Source organism: Pseudomonas sp. m6p, from assembly GCF_055760375.1.
On record NZ_CM147084.1, the window covers coordinates 6,443,451 to 6,464,642 of the forward strand.

At 60.1% G+C, this 21,192-nt stretch carries 17 protein-coding genes; 14 read left to right on the forward strand and 3 right to left on the reverse strand.

The features are described 5' to 3' along the window. Positions 1-23 precede the first annotated feature (23 nt). Genes waaF through ACYZUM_RS29415 form a run of 7 tightly spaced genes read left to right on the forward strand, consistent with a single transcriptional unit; the run spans position 24 to position 6,983 of the window. A complete protein-coding gene (gene waaF / locus ACYZUM_RS29385; RefSeq protein ID WP_047290935.1) occupies positions 24-1,058 on the forward strand; it encodes a lipopolysaccharide heptosyltransferase II in 1,035 nt (344 codons plus the stop codon). 1 nt (position 1,059) lies between these two features. Continuing rightward, positions 1,060-2,121, forward strand: coding sequence for a lipopolysaccharide heptosyltransferase I (waaC, locus tag ACYZUM_RS29390; protein ID WP_108181483.1), 1,062 nt, complete (start codon positions 1,060-1,062; stop codon positions 2,119-2,121). Beyond that, a complete protein-coding gene (locus tag ACYZUM_RS29395; protein WP_142579696.1) occupies positions 2,121-3,242 on the forward strand; it encodes a glycosyltransferase family 4 protein in 1,122 nt (373 codons plus the stop codon). Before waaC ends, ACYZUM_RS29395 begins: the two co-directional genes overlap by 1 nt. Next, entirely contained in the window at positions 3,243-4,049 is an 807-nt protein-coding gene (gene rfaP / locus ACYZUM_RS29400; RefSeq protein ID WP_108181485.1) for a lipopolysaccharide core heptose(I) kinase RfaP, read from the forward strand. Further along, positions 4,049-4,783 carry a lipopolysaccharide kinase InaA family protein gene (locus ACYZUM_RS29405; RefSeq protein WP_041065844.1) on the forward strand — a complete coding sequence of 245 codons (735 nt, stop codon included), beginning with the start codon at positions 4,049-4,051 and terminating at the stop codon, positions 4,781-4,783. The genes rfaP and ACYZUM_RS29405 overlap by 1 nt, the downstream gene beginning before the upstream one ends. After that, positions 4,780-5,532 (forward strand): lipopolysaccharide kinase InaA family protein, encoded by a 753-nt coding sequence (locus tag ACYZUM_RS29410; RefSeq protein ID WP_108181486.1) that lies wholly within the window; start codon positions 4,780-4,782, stop codon positions 5,530-5,532. The genes ACYZUM_RS29405 and ACYZUM_RS29410 overlap by 4 nt, the downstream gene beginning before the upstream one ends. After that, the gene (locus tag ACYZUM_RS29415) at positions 5,532-6,983 is read left to right on the forward strand and encodes a lipopolysaccharide kinase InaA family protein (RefSeq protein ID WP_108181487.1); all 1,452 of its coding nucleotides are present in this window, start codon (positions 5,532-5,534) and stop codon (positions 6,981-6,983) included. Before ACYZUM_RS29410 ends, ACYZUM_RS29415 begins: the two co-directional genes overlap by 1 nt. Before the next feature lie 142 nt (positions 6,984-7,125). Here the strand turns inward: ACYZUM_RS29415 and ACYZUM_RS29420 are convergent, their stop codons facing one another. Further along, positions 7,126-8,331, reverse strand: a complete 1,206-nt coding sequence (locus tag ACYZUM_RS29420) for an NHL repeat-containing protein (protein WP_108181488.1) — start codon at positions 8,329-8,331, stop codon at positions 7,126-7,128. Positions 8,332-8,710: 379 nt separating this feature from the next. Here ACYZUM_RS29420 and ACYZUM_RS29425 point away from each other — a divergent pair, with 379 nt between their 5' ends. The 6 genes from ACYZUM_RS29425 to ACYZUM_RS29450 are packed head-to-tail and all read left to right on the forward strand — an operon-like array spanning position 8,711 to position 15,973. Further along, positions 8,711-10,468, forward strand: a complete 1,758-nt coding sequence (locus tag ACYZUM_RS29425; protein ID WP_007967355.1) for a carbamoyltransferase family protein — start codon at positions 8,711-8,713, stop codon at positions 10,466-10,468. Next, positions 10,452-11,582 (forward strand): glycosyltransferase, encoded by a 1,131-nt coding sequence (locus tag ACYZUM_RS29430; protein ID WP_027611372.1) that lies wholly within the window; start codon positions 10,452-10,454, stop codon positions 11,580-11,582. The genes ACYZUM_RS29425 and ACYZUM_RS29430 overlap by 17 nt, the downstream gene beginning before the upstream one ends. Next, positions 11,582-12,478 (forward strand): antimicrobial resistance protein Mig-14, encoded by an 897-nt coding sequence (locus tag ACYZUM_RS29435; protein WP_108181489.1) that lies wholly within the window; start codon positions 11,582-11,584, stop codon positions 12,476-12,478. Before ACYZUM_RS29430 ends, ACYZUM_RS29435 begins: the two co-directional genes overlap by 1 nt. A gap of 8 nt (positions 12,479-12,486) precedes the next feature. Next, on the forward strand, positions 12,487-13,923 hold the full coding sequence (locus ACYZUM_RS29440) for a PIG-L deacetylase family protein (RefSeq protein ID WP_108181490.1): 1,437 nt from the start codon (positions 12,487-12,489) through the stop codon (positions 13,921-13,923). Then, complete coding sequence (locus ACYZUM_RS29445; protein ID WP_041065819.1) at positions 13,920-15,074, forward strand: glycosyltransferase family 4 protein; 1,155 nt, start codon at positions 13,920-13,922, stop codon at positions 15,072-15,074. The genes ACYZUM_RS29440 and ACYZUM_RS29445 overlap by 4 nt, the downstream gene beginning before the upstream one ends. 14 nt (positions 15,075-15,088) lie before the next feature. Further along, positions 15,089-15,973: a glycosyltransferase gene (locus ACYZUM_RS29450; protein WP_108184357.1), complete on the forward strand. Its 885-nt coding sequence runs from the start codon at positions 15,089-15,091 to the stop codon at positions 15,971-15,973. Positions 15,974-15,991: 18 nt separating this feature from the next. Here the strand turns inward: ACYZUM_RS29450 and ACYZUM_RS29455 are convergent, their stop codons facing one another. Both ACYZUM_RS29455 and ACYZUM_RS29460 read right to left on the reverse strand, forming a co-directional pair. Next, positions 15,992-17,209 (reverse strand): acyltransferase family protein, encoded by a 1,218-nt coding sequence (locus ACYZUM_RS29455; protein WP_108181491.1) that lies wholly within the window; start codon positions 17,207-17,209, stop codon positions 15,992-15,994. Beyond that, the gene (locus ACYZUM_RS29460) at positions 17,209-19,071 is read right to left on the reverse strand and encodes a bifunctional O-antigen ligase/aminoglycoside phosphotransferase family protein (RefSeq protein ID WP_108181492.1); all 1,863 of its coding nucleotides are present in this window, start codon (positions 19,069-19,071) and stop codon (positions 17,209-17,211) included. The genes ACYZUM_RS29455 and ACYZUM_RS29460 overlap by 1 nt, the downstream gene beginning before the upstream one ends. A 153-nt stretch (positions 19,072-19,224) precedes the next feature. On the opposite strand from ACYZUM_RS29460, the gene msbA reads away from it, so the two are divergent. Further along, a complete protein-coding gene (gene msbA, locus ACYZUM_RS29465; protein ID WP_041065811.1) occupies positions 19,225-21,027 on the forward strand; it encodes a lipid A export permease/ATP-binding protein MsbA in 1,803 nt (600 codons plus the stop codon). The last annotated feature ends 165 nt before the right edge of the window (positions 21,028-21,192 follow it).

Below are 21,192 nucleotides of genomic sequence, written 5' to 3' on the forward strand. Positions count from 1 at the left end.
CCCGGTTCGTTTATGGAAACCACATGAATATTCTGATCGTTGGGCCCAGTTGGGTCGGTGACATGGTGATGGCGCAGACACTGTTTCAGTGTCTCAAACAGCGCCACCCGCAATGCGAAATCGACGTGCTGGCCCCCGAGTGGAGCCGGCCGATCCTTGAACGCATGCCCGAAGTGCGCAAGGCCTTGAGCTTTCCGCTCGGCCATGGCGCGCTGGAGCTGGCGACGCGTCGGCGAATCGGCAAATCCCTGGCCGGCCAGTACGATCAGGCGATCCTGCTGCCGAATTCGCTGAAGTCGGCGCTGGTGCCTTTTTTTGCTGGCATCAAGCAACGCACCGGCTGGCGCGGCGAATTCCGCTACGGTCTGCTCAATGACGTGCGCACGCTGGATAAAGAACGTTATCCGCTGATGATCGAGCGCTTCATGGCCCTGGCTTACGAGCCGAACGCCGAACTGCCGAAACCGTATCCACGTCCGAGCCTGCAAATCGATCCAGTGACCCGCGAAGCGGCACTGGCCAAGTTCGGTTTGACTCTCGACCGTCCGGTGTTGGCGCTGTGCCCCGGTGCCGAATTCGGCGAGTCCAAGCGCTGGCCGTCCGAGCATTACGCCAAGGTCGCCGAAGCGCGGATTCGCGAAGGCTGGCAGGTGTGGTTGTTCGGTTCGAAAAACGACCACGCGGTGGGCGAAGACATCCGTGCGCGGCTGATTCCCGGCTTGCGTGAAGAGTCGGTCAACCTCAGCGGCGGCACCTCGCTGGCTGAGGCCATCGACCTGCTGTCCTGTGCCGATTCGGTGGTGTCCAACGACTCTGGCCTGATGCACGTGGCTGCGGCGTTGAACCGTCCGTTGGTGGCGGTCTACGGCTCGACGTCGCCGGGTTTCACCCCGCCGCTGGCCGAGCACGTGGAAATCGTTCGACTGGGTCTGGATTGCAGCCCGTGCTTCGACCGTACCTGCCGGTTCGGCCATTACAACTGCCTGCGCCAGCTGATGCCGGACGCGGTCAACGACGCCTTGCAGAAACTGCAGGGCTCCGTGGTCGAGGTTCATTAAGTTGCGGGTATTGCTGATCAAGACTTCATCGCTGGGCGACGTGATTCACGCGTTGCCGGCGCTGACCGACGCGGCCCGGGCCATCCCCGGGATCAAGTTCGACTGGGTGGTGGAAGAAGGCTTCGCCGAGATCCCGACGTGGCACCCGGCCGTCGGCAAGGTGATCCCGGTGGCGATCCGTCGCTGGCGCAAGAACCTCTGGCAGACCCTCAAGAGCGGCGAGTGGAAGCGCTTCAAGCAAAGTGTGCGTGCCAGCCAATACGATCTGGTGATCGACGCTCAGGGTCTGTTGAAAAGTGCCTGGCTGACGCGCTACGTCAAAGCCCCGGTGGCCGGCCTCGACAAAGGCTCGGCGCGCGAGCCGATCGCTGCACGTTTCTATGACCGCAAACTGGCGGTGGCCCGTGGGCAGCATGCGGTCGAACGGGTGCGTCAGCTGTTCGCCATCGCCCTCGGCTATGACCTGCCCAAAGGGTTGGGCGACTACGGCCTCAACGTCGAGCGTCTGGTGGAATTGCCGCGCAAGAGTGCGTTCGTGGTGTTCCTGCACGGCACCACGTGGGACACCAAGCACTGGCCGGAAGCCTACTGGCGCGAGCTGACCGAACGCGTCGGCTATCTGGGCGTCGGGGTCAAACTGCCGTGGGGCAACCCGCTGGAGAAGGCCCGCGCCGAACGGATTGCCGCCGGTTTCAAACACGCCGAAGTGCTGCCGAAGCTGAATCTGGCCGGGGTCGGCAAAGTGCTGGCCGGCGCCCAGGCTTGTGTGGCGGTAGACACCGGTCTCGGTCATTTGGCCGCCGCGCTGGATGTGCCGACGATTTCGCTGTTCGGCCCGACCAACCCGGGCCTGACCGGCGCCTACGGCAAGGTGCAGATTCACATGGCCAGTGATTTCCCTTGCGCTCCGTGCCTGCAAAAGAAATGTACCTACCAACCGACTGCGCAGGATGCCCGTCAGTTTGACCTCAAGCGCGAGCAGCCTCTGTGCTTTACGCGTGTAAATCCCGAGCGTGTCGCCAGCCGTCTGAGCACGTTGTTAATGGCTGAGGAGCTGCGCTGATGCAATTGGCTTTTGTCCTGTACAAATATTTCCCGTTCGGTGGCTTGCAGCGCGACTTCATGCGCATCGCCCTCGAATGCCAGAAGCGCGGTCACCAGATCCGCGTCTACACGCTGATCTGGGAAGGCGACGTGCCTCCCGGTTTCGAAGTGCTGGTGGCGCCGGTCAAGGCGTTCTTCAACCACCGTCGCAACGAGAAACTCACGGCGTGGATGGAAGCGGATCTGGCCAAGCGTCCGGTGGACCGCTTGATCGGCTTCAACAAGATGCCGGGTCTGGACGTCTATTACGCCGCCGACGGCTGCTTCGAAGACAAGGCGCAGAACCTGCGCCATTCGCTGTATCGCCGTTGGGGCCGCTATCGCCACTTCGCCGAGTACGAGCGCGCGGTGTTCGCCAAAGACGCGAAAACCGAAGTGCTGATGATTTCCGAAGTGCAGCAGCCGCTGTTCATCAAGCATTACGACACGCCGCTTGAGCGCTTCCATCTGCTGCCGCCGGGTATCGCCCAGGATCGTCGGCGGCCGGCGGATGCCGACCAGATTCGCGCCGGTTTCCGCGCCGAATTCAACCTCAAGGACGACGAACTGCTGCTGGTGCAGATCGGTTCCGGGTTCAAGACCAAGGGCGTCGATCGCAGCCTCAAGGCGCTGGCGGCACTGCCTGCCGAGCTGAAGAAACGCACCCGGCTGTTTGTAATCGGCCAGGATGACCCCAAATTGTTCCAGATGCAGAGTGCCACTTTGGGCCTGGGCGACAACGTGACGTTCCTCAAGGGCCGCAGCGATATCCCGCGATTCCTGCTCGGCGCCGACTTGTTGATCCACCCGGCGTACAACGAAAACACCGGTACCGTGCTGCTCGAAGCGCTGGTGGCCGGTTTGCCGGTGCTGGTCAGCGCGGTCTGCGGTTACGCCCATTACATCGCCGAGGCGGATGCCGGGCGCGTGCTGGACGAACCGTTCGAGCAGGCGCAACTGACGCAGTACCTGACTGACATGTTGAGTGACGACGCTGCACGCGTGGCCTGGAGCCGCAATGGTCTGGCCTTCGCCGAGACGGCCGACCTCTACAGCATGCCGCAGCACGCGGCCGATGTGATTCTGGCGGAGCACGCTTAAATGAAGTTGATGCTGGCTGAACCGTTCAAGAGCCTGTGGGCCGGGCGCGACCCGTTCGCCGAAGTCGAAGGCTTGCAGGGCGAGGTCTATCGCGAGCTGGAAGCTCGACGCACGCTGCGCACGGAAGTCGACGGCAACGGATTTTTCGTCAAGATCCACCGGGGCATCGGCTGGGGCGAGATCTTCAAGAACCTGCTGACCGCCAAGCTGCCGGTGCTCGGCGCGGGTCAGGAATGGCAGGCAATCCAGCGTTTGCAGGCAGTCGGCGTGCCGACCATGACCGCCGTGGCTTACGGCGAGAAGGGCAGCAACCCGGCGGATCAGCATTCGTTCATCGTCACCGAAGAGCTGGCGCCGACCGTCAGCCTCGAAGATTTCAGTATCGATTGGGTCAAGAACCCGCCGCGGCCGAAACTCAAGCGCGCGCTGATCGCTGAAGTGGCACGCATGACCGGCATGATGCACCGCGCCGGGGTCAACCACCGCGACTGCTACATCTGCCATTTCCTGCTGCACACCGACAAGCCGGTCACGCCGGACGATTTCAAGCTCTCGGTAATCGACCTGCACCGCGCGCAGACCCGTGCAAAGATTACTCAACGCTGGCGCAACAAGGATCTGGCCGCGCTGTATTTTTCGGCGCTGGACATCGGTCTGACCCGTCGCGACAAGCTGCGTTTCCTCAAAGGCTACTTCCAGCAACCGCTGCGGCAAGTTCTGGCGGAAGAAGCGCCGCTGTTGAGCTGGCTCGAAGGCAAGGCCAACAAGCTTTATGCGCGCAAACAGCGTTACGGGGATGCGCTCTGATGGCGGGTTGGACTCTTGAGCCGCAATACAGCGAACTGAGCGAAGATTTCGGCAGCCTCGAAGCGGTGTTTGCTCTGCAGGGCGAGCGCCTGACCCGTGATCCGCTGTCCGAAGTCATCCGCGTGCAGCGCAACGGCGTCAATTACTACGTCAAACGCTACGTCGGCGCTGGCAAAGGCTTGCGCCGCTACCTGGGCAAGCCACGGGTGAAGATGGAGTGGCAGAACCTCAAGCGCTTCGCCAAGTGGGGCATTCCCACCGCCGAAGTGGTGGCCTGGGGTCTGGAGCGACGTGGCGCGGCTTATGCCCGTGGCGCGATGATCACCCGCGAGCTGCCGCGCACCGAAGACCTGTCGGCGCTGGCCGAACGCAACGATCCGAAACTCAAGGATCGCCTGTGGGTTGATGGCATCAGCCGGCAACTGGCCGGCTACACGCGAACCATGCACGACCACCGCTTTACCCATAACGATCTGAAGTGGCGCAACCTGCTGATCGACGATCAGGCGCAGCTGTTTTTGATCGACTGCCCGAACGGCGATTTCTGGCGCGGCTTTTGGCTCAAATACCGGATCACCAAGGATCTGGCCTGTCTCGACAAGGTGGCCAAATATCACCTGTCGAACACCCAGCGCCTGCGCTTTTACCTGCAATACCGCGGACGTGATCGGCTGAATGCCGCCGACAAGAAACGGATTCGCCACGTGGTGAGATTTTTCGAGGGACGCGAATGACTGATTTCCTGGCTGCTGAAGACCGGGCGCTGCTTGAGCGTCATGGCCTCGGCACTTTCGACGCGCTCTGGGCCAAGCAGCTCGAAGCCGTGGACGAACCGAACACCGATGGCGGTGGCTGGAGCAGCGTGTTTCGCCTGGAGCTGGAAGGTCAGGCCTACTACCTCAAACGGCAGAGCAATTACCTGACCCGCACCCTGCATGCGCCGTTCGGCGAACCGAGTTTTGCCCGCGAGTTTCGCAATATCAGCCGCTACAACAAGCTGGGAATTCCTGCGCTGCAAGCGGCGTTTTTCGGCGAGCGCAAGGTCAAGGGCGATGTTCAGGCGATCCTGCTGACCCGTGCCCTCGACGGCTGGGACGACCTTGATTCGCTGTTGCAACGCTGGTCCGAGCTGAGCGCCGCGCAGCAATCGGCCATTCTCAAGGCCTGTGGACAGCTGGCGCGCCAGCTGCACGGCGTGCGTCAGGTGCACGGCTGCTTTTATCCGAAACACATCTTTTTGCAGGCTGATGGCGACGCGTATAAGGCGCAGTTGATCGACCTGGAAAAGACCCGGCCCCTGCTGTTCGGCATGCGCGACCGGGTCAAGGATCTGGAGCCGCTGCTGCGTCGCGCCCCGGAATGGAGCGAGGCGCAATTGCGCGAGTTGCTCGCGGCCTATCTCGATCAGCCAGTCGACAGCTCACTGGTCGACAGTTGGGTGACGCGCCTGACCGCACGGCGCAGTCGCAAGGAGACCCGTTGATGCGCTTGTCCGAACTGAAAAACGCCGGGCGTGCGCCGAGTCTGCCGCTGACGATCAGCCTCGCTGATGCGGCCGGTCCTGCGGATCTGCAGTTGCTCAGTCTGCTGCGGGTGTTGCCGGGGCAGCGCTATGTCGGTGCCGGGGTCTGGCGCGGCCGGCCGGTGCTGGCCAAATTGCTGGTAGGCAGCAAGGCTGCACGGCATTTTCAGCGTGAGCTGGCGGGCGTCAAGCTGCTCGCCGAACAAGGCCTGACCACGCCACTGTTGCTGGCTGATGGCTTGCAGGACGGCGAGGGTGGCTGGCTGTTGTTCGAATTTCTCGAAGGTGCCGAAAGCCTCGGTGAGGCCTGGCAGAAAGTCGAATCACTGCCAGTGCTGGCGGACGAGCAATCGGCGGTGCTCGCCGAGGCACTGGGTGCTATCGGTCAACTGCATGGCAAAGGCTTGTGGCAGGAAGATCTGCACCTCGACAACCTGCTGCGCCAGGGCGGTCAGTTGTACTTGATCGACGGTGCCGGGATCTGTGCCGAAACTGCTGGCCAGCCGTTGTCGCGGCAGAAGGTGCTGGAAAACCTCGGGGTGTTTTTCGCCCAGTTGCCCAAGTCTCTGGAGCCGTTCACCGAAGAATTGCTGGTGTATTACCTGCTGAGCAACAGCGAGCATGCGCTGCCGCTGGAAGCGTTGCAGAAGCAGATCGCCAAGGTGCGCGCCTGGCGACTGAAGGATTACCTGATCAAGGTGGGTCGCGAGTGCACGTTGTTCAGTGTGCAGCGCGGTGCATTTGGCTTGCGCGCAATCCGCCGCGAGGAAGAAGCCGCGATGCTGCCGGTGCTGGGTCAGGCCGATGCACTGCTCGATCAGGGCCATCTGTACAAGACCGGCGGCGCGGCGAGCGTTGGCAAAGTCGAGGTGGCCGGGCGCACACTGGTGATCAAGCGCTACAACATCAAAGGCGTTGCGCACTGGCTCAAGCGCTTCTGGCGTCCGAGCCGCGCGTGGCATTCGTGGCGTGAAGGCAATCGCCTGGCGTTCCTCGGCATCGCCACGCCGAAACCACTGGCAGTGCTGGAAAAGCGCTTTCTGTGGCTGCGCAGTCGCGCCTATCTGGTGACCGAGTTCCTGCCGGGGCCGGACATCATCGAGCGCTTTGCGCCGTATGTTGAAAGCGGTGCAGCGCCGGAATCCGAGTTGCAGGCGCTGGATCAACTGTTCGCCCGATTGATTGCCGAGCGCATCAGTCATGGCGACTTCAAGGGGCATAACCTGTTCTGGCAGGAGGATCGCTGGGCGCTGATCGACCTGGATTCGATGTGTCAGCACGGTTCTTCCGGCAGCTTTGCCCCCGCCTATGCCAGGGATCGCGCGCGGTTTATGCGCAATTGGCCTGAAGGAAGCGCGCTTTATCAAGTCATTGACCAACGTCTTCCCAAGGACAGCTCTAGCGCTGGCTGAATCTGGGCTATCGGTCCTGTTGTGTGCAAGCCCGCTTCCACAGTCGTTCTGGTCGTTCAGAACTCCCTGTGGGAGCGGGCTTGCTCGCGATGGCGGCGGTGCGGCTTGCGCCTCTCTTGAAAGGCGACGCCTGCGCTGTTTTTTACGTGTTCAGATAGCGCACCATCCCTATAAAGCTGGTTGTCAGGTATTCAGTCACATCCCCTGTTACTAGAAGTTTGCCGTCGTTTTGTATATGGATGCGGTTGGCCAGATCAATCCCCCCAAGATTCGTCATGATTCTCCCGTCGGTGCCAAAAGTGGGGTCTACTTTTCCGTTTTCGAGATAGCGCATCAGCATAAAATCGGCTCTTTCGGCATTGCCGAACGACGCTCCGGCAGCTACAGCTTTGTTGTCGGACTGAATGGTTATTGTCGAGTGTATGGCGCCGCCGTCATACGCTTCAATGTTAGGTGTCCCCCCGTAAAATGAATCGTCCAGCTTTCCATCTGAATGGATGCGAGTGACCAGAGGCTGTTCCTTGCCCTCAAAGCGGGCATGACCCGAAGCGACAAATTTTCCATCCGATTGTTGTGCAATTCCTGTGATCTGCGCTGCCAGACTGCTCTTTACAGGAATGATGGCAAATCCATCGTCGCCAAAGGAAGTATCAAGCTCGCCATTTTCCAAGTAGCGGGTAAACATCAGCTTGCCATTTCTGGATCCTGCAAAGAGCAATTTTCCAGACTTCAATGTGAGTATTGACGAGATGTAAATTTTGCCGGCATACACTTCGCCATTCGACCCGAAGCTGCTATCTGGCTTACCGTTATCGAGAATGCGTCGGATAATGACTTTGTCGTCCTCAACGCCGGAAACCTCTGTGCTCACGAACACAATTTCCCCGTCGTCCTGTATTGCAATGCAATTACATTTTTGCTTTCCAGAAGATTCATTAAAGATGAGTCGACCACCCTCACCAAATGAGAGGTCGAGATCACCTTCGGGCAGAACCCTGATAAGAAACACATTATGCACGAGCTTATCTAAACGGCCGAAAGAGCCAAATATAACGGCCTTGCCATCGGATTGCAGGGTAATCCATGCTTTTGTGATGGGCTGACGAGGGACAAGGTCGATGTACTTTATGCCCTGATCGCCAAAAAGGCTGTCTACAACGCCGGTATTCAGATGTCGTACGAGCGCCAGACGATCTCCGACTGCAATAACGCTGAGGATTTTCCCATCGGTTTGTAATACGGAAGAGCCAGGATTTGATATGCCTGGTAGATTGAACAGTACCTTGCCTTCAACGCCAAAAGTCGGGTCAGGGGCGTTGTTGTTTTTAGAGTTGGTTAGTGTGTTCATTGTCTGCTTTCCTATGCGAAATTAATAACAAATGCGCGAGTGGTAATACCTGCTGTCTAGATATATAAGCGTAATGATTTGTTGTGGGCTACTGTCAGAAATGACAGTCGCGACCAGCGGTGTTTAAACAATATTTGTTATCGCTACTGCGCCAGGGACACTCTTCGGAAAGTGTGCGAAGGGACGGCGCTGAGCGTGGGCATGCCAGCCTGTCGCTCAGGCAAGGCGAAAGCGTTCTCCCCGTGTCAATTAACCTCTGGGTCATTCCCGCCATCTTTACGCTATAATCCCGCCCTTTAGCTGTCTCTCGCCCGGTGCGAGGGCACATCAATTTTCAAGGCGCATCGCGCCTGAATGCAGACTAAAGAGGCTAGACCCTGTGGCATTGACGATTCTTGGCCTGTCCGGCGCCCTTAGCCATGACCCTTCAGCCGCCTTGTACATCGACGGCAAGCTGGTGGCGGCGGCTGAAGAAGAGCGCTTCGTCCGCGATAAGCATGCAAAGAACCGCATGCCCTACGAATCGGCGAAGTTCTGCCTGGAACAGGCCGGTATCAAGCCGTCCGACGTTGACGTGGTGGCGATTCCGTTCGCCCCGATCAGCCTGTTCGGCAAGGCGCGCTGGCACTACGCCAAGCGTTACTGGTACGCGCCGGATCGCGCCCTCGACGCGATCCTGATGGGCAACCGTCGCTACAAGCGCTATCGCAACAAGATCGTCTGGTGCCTGGAGCAACTGGGTTTTGATCCGAAGAAGATCAAGATCGAACCAGTCGAGCACCATCTGGCTCACGCCTCCAGCGCTTACCACTGCTCGGGTTTCAAAGAGAAAACCGCGATCCTCGGGATCGACGGCAAGGGCGAGTACGCCACGACCTTCTTCGGTTACGGCGAAAACGGCAAGATCCACAAGATCAAGGAATTCTTCGATCCGGACTCCCTCGGCGGCCTGTATGGCGCGATCACCGAGTTCCTCGGTTTCGAGATGCTCGACGGTGAGTTCAAGGTCATGGGCATGGCGCCGTACGGCGACGCCAGCAAATACGATTTCTCGCGTCTGGCCTCGTTCGAGAACGGCGAGCTGGTGATCAACACCGACTACGCCAACGTGATCGGCCTGCGTCGCTACAAAGAGAAGGGCAAAGGCTTCTACTTCTCGCCGAAGCTGATCGAGTGGCTGGGTCCGAAGCGTGAAGGCGATATCGCCGACGAACCTTACATCCACTACGCCGCGAGCATGCAAGCGCTGTTCGAGAAACTGGCGTTGCAGATGATCGACTACTACCTGGGCGATGTGCTCAAGGAAACCGGCAAGCTGGCCTTCGCTGGCGGCTGTGCATTGAACGTCAAGCTGAACCAGAAAATCATTGCCCGCGATGACATCAAGGAGCTGTTCGTCCAGCCTGCGTCCGGCGATGCCGGCACCGCGGTTGGCGCAGCGGCCTATGTGTCCCACGCCCGTGGCGTGCCGGTCGAGAAGATGGAACACGTCTATCTCGGCCCGTCGTACAGCAACGAAGACGTGATCGCCGCGTGCGCCCGTCACGAGAACAAGCCGACCTGGCGCAAGCTCGACAACATGCCGGAGCAGATCGCCAAAATCATGGTCGATGGCAACCCGGTGGCTTGGTTCCAGGGCCGCATGGAGTTCGGCCCGCGTGCGCTCGGTGGTCGTTCGATCATCGGTTGCCCGAGCGTGGCCGGTGTGGCTGACCGCATCAACCACCAGATCAAGTTCCGCGAACGCTGGAGGCCTTTCTGCCCGTCGATGCTCGACACCGTGGCACCGCAGATGATCAAGATCGATCACCCGGCGCCGTTCATGACCTTCACTTTCGAAGTGGCTGAAGAGTGGAAGACCCGCGTGCCGGAGGTCGTTCACGAAGACGGCACTTCCCGTGCCCAGGTCCTGAAGCGCGAATACAACCCGCGTTACTACGACATGATGAAGGCGCTGGAAAACCTCACCGGCAACGGCGTGTCGTTGAACACCTCGTTGAACCGTCGTGGTGAACCGATGATCTGCTCGCCGACCGACGCGCTGAACATGTTCTTCGGCTCCGATCTGCAGTACCTGATCATGGAAGACATTCTGGTGGTCAAAGAGGGCGCAAACGCTTATGACTCGCTCGGCTGAACGCCATGTGCTGCAGTTCTGTCACGGCTATGACGGGCCGTTCCTCGACTGCGCACGGCAGTACGCCAGCCTGTTCGCGGGCACCGGTTATCGGGTGACCACGGTCTTTCTGACCGGGGCCGCCGACAGCGAGGTGGCCGCGGCGTGTGCTTCCGATGAAGTGTTGTTCATGGAATACAGCTCCAAGGCCATTCGTGGCCTGAAGCTGGGCGCCATCGGTGATCTGCGCAAGATCGCCGCTTCACGCAATTTCAGTTTCTGCATCGCCCATCGCTTCAAGCCGATCTACATCGCTTTGCTCGGCACGTCGCTGCCGGTGATTGGCGTGCACCACGCGTTTGACGATTACAAACGCGGCACGCGCAAGCTGTTCGCGCACATTTTCCGCAAGCGTCTGAGCCTGCTCGGCGTCTCCGACGCAGTACGCGACGACATGCGGCGCTGCCTGCCGAAATGGCCGTCGACCCGCATCCAGACCTTGTACAACCGCATTGATGTGCCGGCCTTGCAGGCCAGTCAGGTGTCAGCCCGCGAGGCTCGCGAGACCCTCGGTCTGGCGGCGGATGCGTTCATTGTCGGCAACGTTGGACGGCTGCACCCGGACAAGGATCAGGCCACATTGCTGCACGGTTTTGCTGCAGCGTTGCCGGGTTTGCCGGGCAACAGTCAGCTGGTGATTCTCGGCAAGGGCCGTCTGGAGCAGGACCTCAAGGAGCTGGCGCGCGAACTGGGCATCGGTGACCGGGTGCTGTTTCTCGGTCAGGTACCGGACGCGCGCAATTACTTCCGCGCCTTCGATGTGTTTGCCCTGAGCTCCGATCACGAACCGTTCGGCATGGTGTTGCTTGAAGCCATGGCCGCCGGCGTGCCGTTACTCGCCACTGCCTGTGGCGGGGCCAAGGAAGTGGTCGAAGGCGTGGGCATTCTGTTTCCGCTGGGCGATGCCGAACACCTTGCACAAGGCCTGCAACATTTGGCCGGTATGGATGATCAGCAACGCCGGCAGTGCGCCGAGCTGATGCTCGATCGTCTGCGTGAGCGTTTCTCCGACCGTGCGGTGCGCGACACCTTCTGGCGTCTGCCGCAAGTTACCGATCTGGCACCGAGGGGCTGATGCTCAACCGATTTCAAGGCTGGCGCGAACGTGGCTGGTCGCCCGTTGACGCCTCCACCTATGCCACCGCCTGGCAGCGTTTTGGCGGCAGTGTCGCGACCCATCCTTTGGTCGTCGAGCGTCTGGCTGATCTGGCCGGCATCCCGGTGCGTTATCTGGCCTGGGAGCAGGACGGCGAAGTCAAAGCGGCAATCCCGACCTGGGGCCGTGATTTGGCGCTGTCCAAAGATGTGCTCAAGCGCAACGGCAAGAAAGGCCTGTTCGACCTCGGCAATGCCGAGTTGATCCTGCCGGCCGCCGCCGATGCCCAGGCGCCGCTGCGCCATCGCGCACGCTATCTGTCGACGCTCAACGAAAACCGCTTCAGCGGCCTCAAGTTGCAGACCGAACAACTGGCCATGGCCCGCACCCCCGAAGAATTGTCGAAGAAGTTTCGCTACAACCAGCGCCGCGAACTGCGCCTGCTGGAAGAGGCGGGTGGACTGGTGCGTCCGGTCAGTGAGTTTTCCAGTGCCGAACTGGCGGCGATCTACTGTGATCTGTTCCAGCGCCGCTGGGGCTTTCCGGCCACCGGCGCGGCGCGTATGGGCGAAGTCATCGAGCTGCTGCGCGAACTGTTGATCGGCTCGGTGATTTTCCTCAATGATGCGCCGATCGCCATTCAACTGGTGTACCGCGTCGAAGCGCCGGAGTGGATCAGCGTCGAGTACATCAACGGCGGCGTCGACCCCGAAACCCGCGAATTCAGCCCCGGCAGCGTGTTGAGCTTCCTCAATACGCAAAGCGCCTGGGAACAGGCGCGAGCACTGAACAAGCCGCTGCGGTTTTCCTTCGGTCGCGCCGACCGTGAATACAAGGATCGCTGGTGCAATCCCGTGCCGGTGTTCACCGTATGAGTCAGCCCATGAGCCGCAAACAGCAACTGCTCAAGCGTCATCGCCGCAACAAGCGCGTCACCTTGCTGATCGCCCTGATCGTGTTGATCGCGCTCGGTGTGCTGGTCGCGTGGTGGTTGCCGCTGGTGCTCGCGGTGGTCGGCTGGATCGCCCATGAAGCGTGGTTTGCCGATCACCTGTTCTATTCGCCGAAAGACGATTACCAGTACAGCTTCCCGCCGTTTACACCGCAGCCGAAGGTGCATCTGAACGGCGAACAATTGCGTCTGGATGAAGGTGTGATGCTGGTCGACGAAGCGACGTTGATCCTCGCGGTAAAGGTTAAAAGCACTTGGCTGGGACGTTTCCTCGATCCGCGCGTCGAACTGCTCGGCGGGGCGAATCCGGATGCGCAAACCTTCGAACGCGGGGTCAATGGCCTGCGTTACCTGAACCTCAGTGGTCAGGCACAAACCCTGTCGCAAGGTCAGTTGCGTTTGCGCGGGCGCTTCTGCCGGGTCTCTGGCGAGCCTGTTTTGTGGGCGCTGGAGCAACGGGACTACCGCCGTCAACGGGTGATGGTGATTGCACCACACGCCGACGACGCCGAGCTGGCGGCCTACGGTTTGTACAGTCAGGCCGATGAAGCCTGGATTGTCACCCTGACCGCAGGCGAGATCGAAGCCGAGCACTATCAGCAGATGGGCCTGAACAAGGTCGAAGCGGCGCGACTCAAGGGTCGCCTGCGGGCCTGGGACAGCCTCGCCGTGCCACGTTGGGCCGGCGTACCTCAGGAACACTGCGTGCAGCTCGGTTACTTCTGCCTGCAACTGGCCGCGATGCAAGCTGCGCCGAATCAGGCGGTAGGTTCGCGCGAAGCGGACTTGAATGACACGCGCCTGTTTCGCCAGTTGAATCCGTTCACTCTGCCGGGCGATGCCGATGGTGCGCCGACCTGGAACAACCTGCTGGCCGACCTGCGTGAAGTGCTGCTGCGCGCCCGTCCGGACGTGATTGTGTTGCCGCACCCGACCCTTGATCCGCATCCCGATCATATCTGCGCCCAGCAAGCGGTTTTGCAAGCGCTCCAAAGTCTCGACTGGCAGCCGACGTTGCTCGGTTACGCCAACCATTTGCACGACAACGACCGCTGGCCGATGGGCAACACCGGGCAGGGCATTGCCTTGCCGCCGGCCTTCGATGCGGCGGCGCCGATGCAGCCGCTGTGCCTGTCGCTGTCCCTTGAACAACAGCGGGACAAGGCCATGGCGCTGGGCATGATGCATGACCTGCAACCACCGGCGCCATTCAAGCGCCGCCTGCGCCGCGTGATTCAGCGCCTGCTCGCCGGGCGGACACCCTCGGTATACGGGGAAAACGAGTTTTTTCGAAAAGCGGTCAGACGCCAGGAATTGTTCTGGTTATTGAAGCACGGTGAACCGGGCGATCAGCGGGGAGAGTCATGAGTCAACGGTCCAAGGTGTTGCAGCTGCAACCCGACTACAACGTCAAAGCCCATGATTTCGCCGACCTGGCCGAGCAGATCGTCAAGGCGTTACCGGCTGATCGCTATGAAGTCACGGCGGCGTTCCTGCGCGGCAAACCGGGGCCGGGCGAGCCGGTGAGCCGGGCTGACCGTTCGGTGTACTTCGAGTTTTCCGACAAGTCGCTCAAAGGCATGCGCCTGCGGGCGATGTGGCAGCTGTACAAGTTCTGCCGTCGGGAAAAGTTCGATGTGGTGATCTGCAACCGCTTCAAGCCGGTGAATATGATGCTGGCGCTCAACCGCTGGTTGAAGGTGCCGCTGTGCATTGGCATCTCCCACGGTTTCGGCGAATACGACCGCTTTTACCGACGTCGTCAGACCCAGCGTCTGATCGATCGGCACTGGCGCTTCGTCGGCGTGTCACCGGCGGTCAAGCAGTACCTGCTCGATTGCGACTGCGGCTTCACCGACCAGAACACCTACGCCATCACCAATGCCATCGACATCGAGCAGGCCGAGGGCTTGCAGCACAGCCGCGAAAAAGCTCGCGAACTGTTGGGCCTCGACCCGAATGTGCGTTTGATTGGCGCGCTGGGGCGGTTGGTGTCGGTCAAGGGGCACACTTATCTGCTGCAGGCGTTCGCTGCACTGAAAGACAAATACCCGAACACTCAATTGGCGATCATCGGAGCAGGGCGCCTGCAGGCGCCGCTGGCGGCCGAGATCGAACAACTGGGCCTGAGCGGGCGTGCGCACTTGCTGGGCTTCAAGGAAAACGCCCTGCAATACGTGCGTGCGTTCGACATCTGGACCATGCCGTCGCTGGCCGAAGGCCTGGGCCTGGCGTTGCTCGAAGGCATGAGCGGACACCTGCCGGTGATCGCCTCGAATGTGCCGGCCATGTTGCCGCTGATCGAAGGCGCCGGTGGCTTGGCGATTACACCCAAGGATGTACCGAGTCTGGTCGCCGCGCTGGACAACTATCTCGCGCTATCGGATGAAGAACTCAAGGCCAAGGGCGAGCAGGCTTATCGCTACCTGCAGGAACAACACGACATCGAGGTGTTCCGTCAGCAATACCTGGACTTGATCGATTCTGGCCTGGAACAGGCCCGCAAGGAGCAGCCGTGAGCGAAGAGCAAGTCATGAGTGAAGCCAACGCCCTCGTCACGGTGATCATCGCCTCGTACAACCACGGCCCGTATATCGAGGAAAGCATCCTCAGCGTCCTCAATCAGACCTACAAGAACATCGAGCTGCTGGTGGTCGATGATGGCTCGAAGGACGACAGTGTCGAACGCATCAGCGCGTTGCAGGCGCAGTACGGTTTCGATTTTCGTGTGCAGCAGAATCAGGGTCTGACCAATACCCTCAATGGCGCTATCGCCCGTTCGAAGGGCAGCCTGATCGTGCCGTTCGGCTCCGACGACATCATGTACCCGGAGAGAATCGCCACCCAGGTGGCGTACATGGACGGCAAGCCCGAAGTCGGGATCTGCGCCGGCAACATCGAATTGATGCACGCCGATGGCAGCCTTTACCCGGAGAAGCGTCAGCGCCGTGACGTGCCGTTCCGCCGTCTGGATTTCGACGATATGTTCCTTGAGCGCAAGCCGTATCCACCGGCGCCAACACTGATGATCCGACGTGAGGCGCTGGACAAGGTGGGTGGGTTCGATCCGACGATTCGCCTTGAGGATCTGTACATCGAGCTGAAGGTGACCCGCGCCGGTTACTTCATCGACGGTTTGAACGTGGTGATGGCGCGTTACCGCAAGCACGCCACCAACTCGTACAAGAACCATCGCTTCATGATCGAGAACATTCTGCGCACCTATGCGCTGTTCAGCGATCATCCGCTGTATGACGAAGTACGCTTCAAGGCGCTGAACTCGATGTTCCTCAAGACCGCCAACCGCAATCGCAAGCTGGCCCGCGAACTGCTGGCACAGATCCCGTTCAAGGCCTGGAACAAGAAAACCTGGCGCGGCTTGGGGCGTTTGCTCTTTTCTCCGCTGGAAAAGGACTGAGGTCATGGTCGCTCGCACTCAGCGAGCGACTTTCTCCGGCAGGCGCTTTTCGCCCTTCTGGCGCTGGCGCAACCAATGCACAACCTTCTTGCCGGCAGCCATGCCCGGTTGCTCGATATAGAGGAAGGTCACGCTGCTGATCAGAATCAGCAGGCACGTGCAGATCGCCACCAGGGGCAGGTACACCGAAGTTTCCCGCGCATCGATATCCAGCAGCAGCGGCAGCCGTTGCACCATCAGCCACAGGACGAAACCGTGCAGCAGGTAAGTGCTGTAGCTGATTTCGCCGAGCCAGCGAATGCTGCGTGGTTTCAGCGCGCCGAACAGGCTGTTGCCTGACGCCACGATCACGAAAAACAGCGTCAGCAAAAACAGCGGCGCAGTCTTGAACGCCCGACTGAACGCGGTGAACGCAATCACCAGCGCGAGCACGGCGATGATGCTCGCCAGGCGTGACTGGCTCCATGCCACAAGCGCCGGGCGGCGAATCCAGTACGCGGCGGCGATACCGCCGAGGAAGCTCGCCAGAAAGTGTTTCTTCAGCGAATGCTCCCAACCGATGATCTGGTACAGCGCGTAGATGCCGATCAGGCACAGCACCACTTGCAACCAACTGCCGCGGTAGATGAACACCAGTCCGGCCAATGGCAGTGCCAGGTAGAAAAACACTTCATAGGCCAGCGTCCAGGTGACGTTGGATATCAGCATGCCGGAGTGTCGGTACTGGTTGATGTCCGGGCGGTCGAACGTCAGCCAGGCGAGAACCTGCTTGAGCACTTCCAGCCCCGGCTCTTTCAGCTGCCAGCTCTGCAAGTGGAAGATCGAGACGAACACCAGCAGCATCAATGGCAGGTACAGCGGGTACAGACGAAATACCCGTGAGACGCCGAACGCCAGCCAGTCATGGTTGCGGCCTTGCGCGAGCAAGCGGCTCCAGAACAGGAACCCGGTGATCATGAAGAACAGCGCGACGCTGCCCTGGCCCAGCATCGAATAGAAGTTGCTCGGAGGGAAGTCGATCACGCCGGTGCGCAAGAAGATCCAGGTAATGATCGAATGGTGCACGAACACACCAAACGCCAGATAGCCGCGCAGACCGTCGATGCTCGCATAGCGGCTTTCGCCGGAATGCTGCAGGTGCCGAGCAATTTTCGGCACCGCGCGCAACAGGAGCGCGGAGGTGACGATGGCCAGCAGGTAGGCTGCCAGCGCAATAAGAGGATTGGTTTCGATCATCACTGAACTCGGGCCGGGGCGTTGCCGGCCAGCACTTGCCTGTGCAGGTTTTCAACTGCGGATTTGGACGCCGTCACAGCGTATCCCTGGAGCAGGGCATCGAGGTGATCCTCGAACAGCCAGCGTTTGTCGACAGTGTAACGTTGCATATGACGCAAATTGCGTTGACGCATCGAAAGGCTGAGCGGGGTCGGGTAGATGCGCAGGTCGGCCAAATCAATCAAGCCGAACTCGCCATCTTCCAGTACCAGTACGTTGCCCAGGTGCAGCGAGCGGAAGTACACGCCTTTCTCATGCAATTGCGCCATGAATTTGCCGAAGCGTTCGATCAACGCCTGACGCACCGCCGGGGCGGTAATGCTCTGCAGTACCTGACGCAGGGTGTGGCCAGGCAACGGTGCGTAATGCACGGCACTGCTGCCATCATCGAGACGGTAAACGTTCAATACTTGCGGGGTGGGAATTCCCATCTGGCGCAGTTGTTCGCTGTTGACTGCGAACCGCTCGGAGTAGGGGTTGAAACTGCCGGAGGTGTACCAGCGGCGACGACGGAACAGTTTGAGGAAGCTGCCATCGCTCAGGCACAGGACTTTCGGGCCCAGGCCGTCTTCTTCGATGATCCGGGCTTCGCGGCTCAATTGCTCAAGGCCTGTCACCGACAGCTTTTGGACGGGCAGGGTCAACAGCCGACGCGCGCGTTGATTGATGCTCAGCGCCGCGATCAGTGCCAGCGGGATCCACAGCAGGAACCAGTGCTCCTTGGGCCGCGAAATGATCCCGCCACCTTCTGTCAGGCCTGCGCCGATACCGAATATCAGCCAGGTCGAAGCAATGATCAGCATGGGCTGTACACGCTGACGCCAACTGCTCAGCAGGCCCCATAGCAGGAAAAACAGCCATGGCAGCAGGCCGATGATGCCGACGTAATACAGGACCCCCAGGACAAAACTGTGCGGCTCCTGAAAACTGACACCGTTGCCGGGGTCGACGGAAAGGCTGGCGCTGTAGCCATGGCCGATCCAGGGGTGATCAGCAATCATGTGCAGCACTTTCTGCCAGATTTCCAGGCGGTAGGAATCGCCTCGTTCAATGATCATCTGCGCAAACAGGGTCAGAACGGTCGCGCCGCTCAGGGCCAGCGCGATCAATAACCCTACCGAACGTCGGTTCCAGCAAATGAAACACAGCCACAACGCGGCCATGGTCAGTGCTACCAGCGGCGTTCTGGAGCCGGTGCCGATCACCGCCATGAACATGACGGCCATCGCCGGTACGCTGAGCCACATCATCTGGCGGCGCTTGCAGGTCATGGTCACGCTCAGCCAGTAGGCGCTGAAGAACCCGAACAGGTGAGAGCTGAGCAGCGGATTATCGAAGGCGCCGCCGCCAATCAGGCGCATCCCCGGTTCATAGATCCGGGCGAACATGAACAGGAAAATGGTGGTTGCAATCAGGGCGACCAGCGCTGCGCCGAACAGCAAGGGTTGCAGGATGTCGGCGCGGTAGCGCACCAGCAGGTAGCTGCCGGCAAACAGCAGCAAGGTATGCAGTGGCGGCTTGAACATTCCGCCGAGCGGCTCGCCGCCTGGCCCCCAGGCGAGGCTGAGCAACGCCCACGCAGCGAACAGCAGGGCCGCGATGAAAATCGGCTCGCGCAGCAGCTCCTTGAGCTCACGCGGGCGCAGGCACAGTGCGATCAGTGTCGGGATGCTGAACAGCCCGTAGAACAACTTGTGATGAAGGCTTCGGCCCGGCAAAAAGAACAGCGCGCACAGGAGCAGGAAATAACCGGTGGGGAGTATCCACAGGCTAATGAAATCGAAAACTCGATTGGACGTACCGCTGAAGCCGCGAAGTTGCATGCTGTGAGATTCATTCCTGAGGTTGATCGACCATTCGAGTGATGGCTATTTGATGCAGAAAAGGTGCATAACAATAACAGCCTTTCGCCGATTGCCAGAACCCTGAAGAAGCTGTGCTAAAGTCAGCGTCCTTTTTATCGACTTTCGCGTGATATGACCGACTCCAGTCCCGCCGCAAGCCCTTCGAGCTTGAAAATCTACTTCCGCCTGCTCGGCTACGTCCGGCCGTACATCAGTCTGTTCCTGATCAGCATCGTCGGCTTTCTGATTTTCGCCTCGACGCAGCCGATGCTCGGCTACATCCTCAAGTACTTTGTCGATGGCCTGTCCAATCCTGAAGCGGTGCTGTTTCCCTCCGTGCCCTACCTGCGTGACCTGCAACTGCTGCAGGCCGTCCCGCTGCTGATCATCCTGATCGCCGCGTGGCAGGGGCTGGGTTCGTATCTTGGCAACTACTTCCTGGCCAAGGTTTCCCTGGGGCTGGTGCATGACTTGCGTGTGCAGCTGTTCAACAACCTGTTGGTGCTGCCCAACCGCTATTTCGACAAGCATAACTCCGGTCATCTGATTTCGCGTATCACCTTCAACGTGACCATGGTCACGGGGGCGGCAACAGATGCGATCAAGGTCGTAATCCGTGAAGGCATGACGGTGATCTTCCTGTTTGCCTCGCTGCTGTTCATGAACTGGAAGCTGACTCTGGTGATGGTCGCGATCCTGCCGCTCATCGCCGTAATGGTGCGCACCGCCAGCAAGAAATTCCGCAAGCAGAGCAAGAAGATCCAGCTGGCGATGGGCGATGTCACGCATGTGGCCTCGGAAACCATCCAGGGTTATCGCGTGGTGCGCAGCTTCGGCGGCGAGGCTTACGAAGAGCAACGTTTCCTCAACGCCAGCCAGAGCAACACCGACAAGCAACTGCGCATGACCCGTACCGGCGCAATCTACACGCCGATGCTGCAACTGGTGATCTACACCGCCATGGCGGTGCTGATGTTCCTCGTGCTGTTCCTGCGCGGTGACGCCTCGGCCGGTGACATGGTCGCCTACATCACCCTGGCAGGTCTGCTGCCCAAGCCGATCCGTCAATTGTCCGAGGTCAGCTCGACCATCCAGAAAGGCGTGGCCGGTGCCGAAAGCATCTTCGAGCAACTGGACGTCGAGCCGGAAGTCGATACGGGCACCGTCGAGCGCGATTCGGTGAGCGGTCGCCTGGACGTGCGCAACCTGAGCTTCACCTACCCGGGCACCGAGCGTCAGGTGCTGGACGACATCAGCTTCTCGGTCCAGCCGGGGCAGATGGTCGCACTGGTAGGGCGGTCGGGCAGCGGCAAGTCAACGCTGGCCAACCTGATTCCACGTTTCTATCACCACGACAAGGGTGAAATCCTTATCGACGATGTGGAAATCGAGCAGTACAAGCTGCTCAACCTGCGCCGTCATATCGCCCAGGTGACCCAGCACGTCACCCTGTTCAGCGACACCGTGGCCAATAACATCGCTTATGGCGATCTGGCCGGTGCGCCACGCGAAGACATCGAGAAAGCCGCGCGTGATGCCTACGCGATGGACTTCATTTCGCAACTGCCGCAAGGCCTGGACACCCAGGTCGGCGAGAACGGCGTCTTGCTTTCCGGTGGCCAGCGCCAGCGTCTGGCAATTGCCCGCGCGCTGCTCAAGAACGCGCCGCTGCTGATTCTCGACGAGGCTACTTCCGCGCTCGACACCGAATCCGAACGGCATATTCAGGCCGCGCTGGATCAGGTGATGAAGGGTCGCACCACACTGGTGATCGCCCACCGTCTGTCGACCATCGAGAAGGCCGATCTGATTCTGGTCATGGATCAGGGGCGGATTGTCGAGCGTGGTACCCATGATCAGTTGCTGGCGCAAAATGGTTACTACGCGCGCCTCAACGCCATGGGCCTGGATGCGCCGGCCGAAGATATCGCCTGATTCCAGGCCCTGCCCTGTGGGAGCGAGCCTGCTCGCGAAAGCACTGCAACAGACGACGTCCGTGTCGTATGTTCACCCGCTATCGCGAGCAGGCTCGCTCCCACAGTCGTTTGTATCCAGACCTTTACCCTTCTTGACCAAACCGGAATAAATCCGGACACCGCG

Bases quoted from the DNA above. Each gene is read 5' to 3' on its own strand.
- ACYZUM_RS29440 (WP_108181490.1), top strand. From the start codon at position 12,487: ATGAGCCGCAAACAGCAACTGCTCAAGCGTCATCGCCGCAACAAGCGC.
- ACYZUM_RS29430 (WP_027611372.1), top strand. From the start codon at position 10,452: ATGACTCGCTCGGCTGAACGCCATGTGCTGCAGTTCTGTCACGGCTAT.
- ACYZUM_RS29395 (WP_142579696.1), top strand. From the start codon at position 2,121: ATGCAATTGGCTTTTGTCCTGTACAAATATTTCCCGTTCGGTGGCTTG.
- ACYZUM_RS29455 (WP_108181491.1), bottom strand. From the start codon at position 17,209: ATGATCGAAACCAATCCTCTTATTGCGCTGGCAGCCTACCTGCTGGCC.
- ACYZUM_RS29460 (WP_108181492.1), bottom strand. From the start codon at position 19,071: ATGCAACTTCGCGGCTTCAGCGGTACGTCCAATCGAGTTTTCGATTTC.
- waaF (WP_047290935.1), top strand. From the start codon at position 24: ATGAATATTCTGATCGTTGGGCCCAGTTGGGTCGGTGACATGGTGATG.
- msbA (WP_041065811.1), top strand. From the start codon at position 19,225: ATGACCGACTCCAGTCCCGCCGCAAGCCCTTCGAGCTTGAAAATCTAC.
- ACYZUM_RS29405 (WP_041065844.1), top strand. From the start codon at position 4,049: ATGGCGGGTTGGACTCTTGAGCCGCAATACAGCGAACTGAGCGAAGAT.
- ACYZUM_RS29450 (WP_108184357.1), top strand. From the start codon at position 15,089: ATGAGTGAAGCCAACGCCCTCGTCACGGTGATCATCGCCTCGTACAAC.
- ACYZUM_RS29410 (WP_108181486.1), top strand. From the start codon at position 4,780: ATGACTGATTTCCTGGCTGCTGAAGACCGGGCGCTGCTTGAGCGTCAT.
- ACYZUM_RS29415 (WP_108181487.1), top strand. From the start codon at position 5,532: ATGCGCTTGTCCGAACTGAAAAACGCCGGGCGTGCGCCGAGTCTGCCG.
- ACYZUM_RS29420 (WP_108181488.1), bottom strand. From the start codon at position 8,331: ATGAACACACTAACCAACTCTAAAAACAACAACGCCCCTGACCCGACT.
- ACYZUM_RS29445 (WP_041065819.1), top strand. From the start codon at position 13,920: ATGAGTCAACGGTCCAAGGTGTTGCAGCTGCAACCCGACTACAACGTC.
- ACYZUM_RS29435 (WP_108181489.1), top strand. From the start codon at position 11,582: ATGCTCAACCGATTTCAAGGCTGGCGCGAACGTGGCTGGTCGCCCGTT.
- rfaP (WP_108181485.1), top strand. From the start codon at position 3,243: ATGAAGTTGATGCTGGCTGAACCGTTCAAGAGCCTGTGGGCCGGGCGC.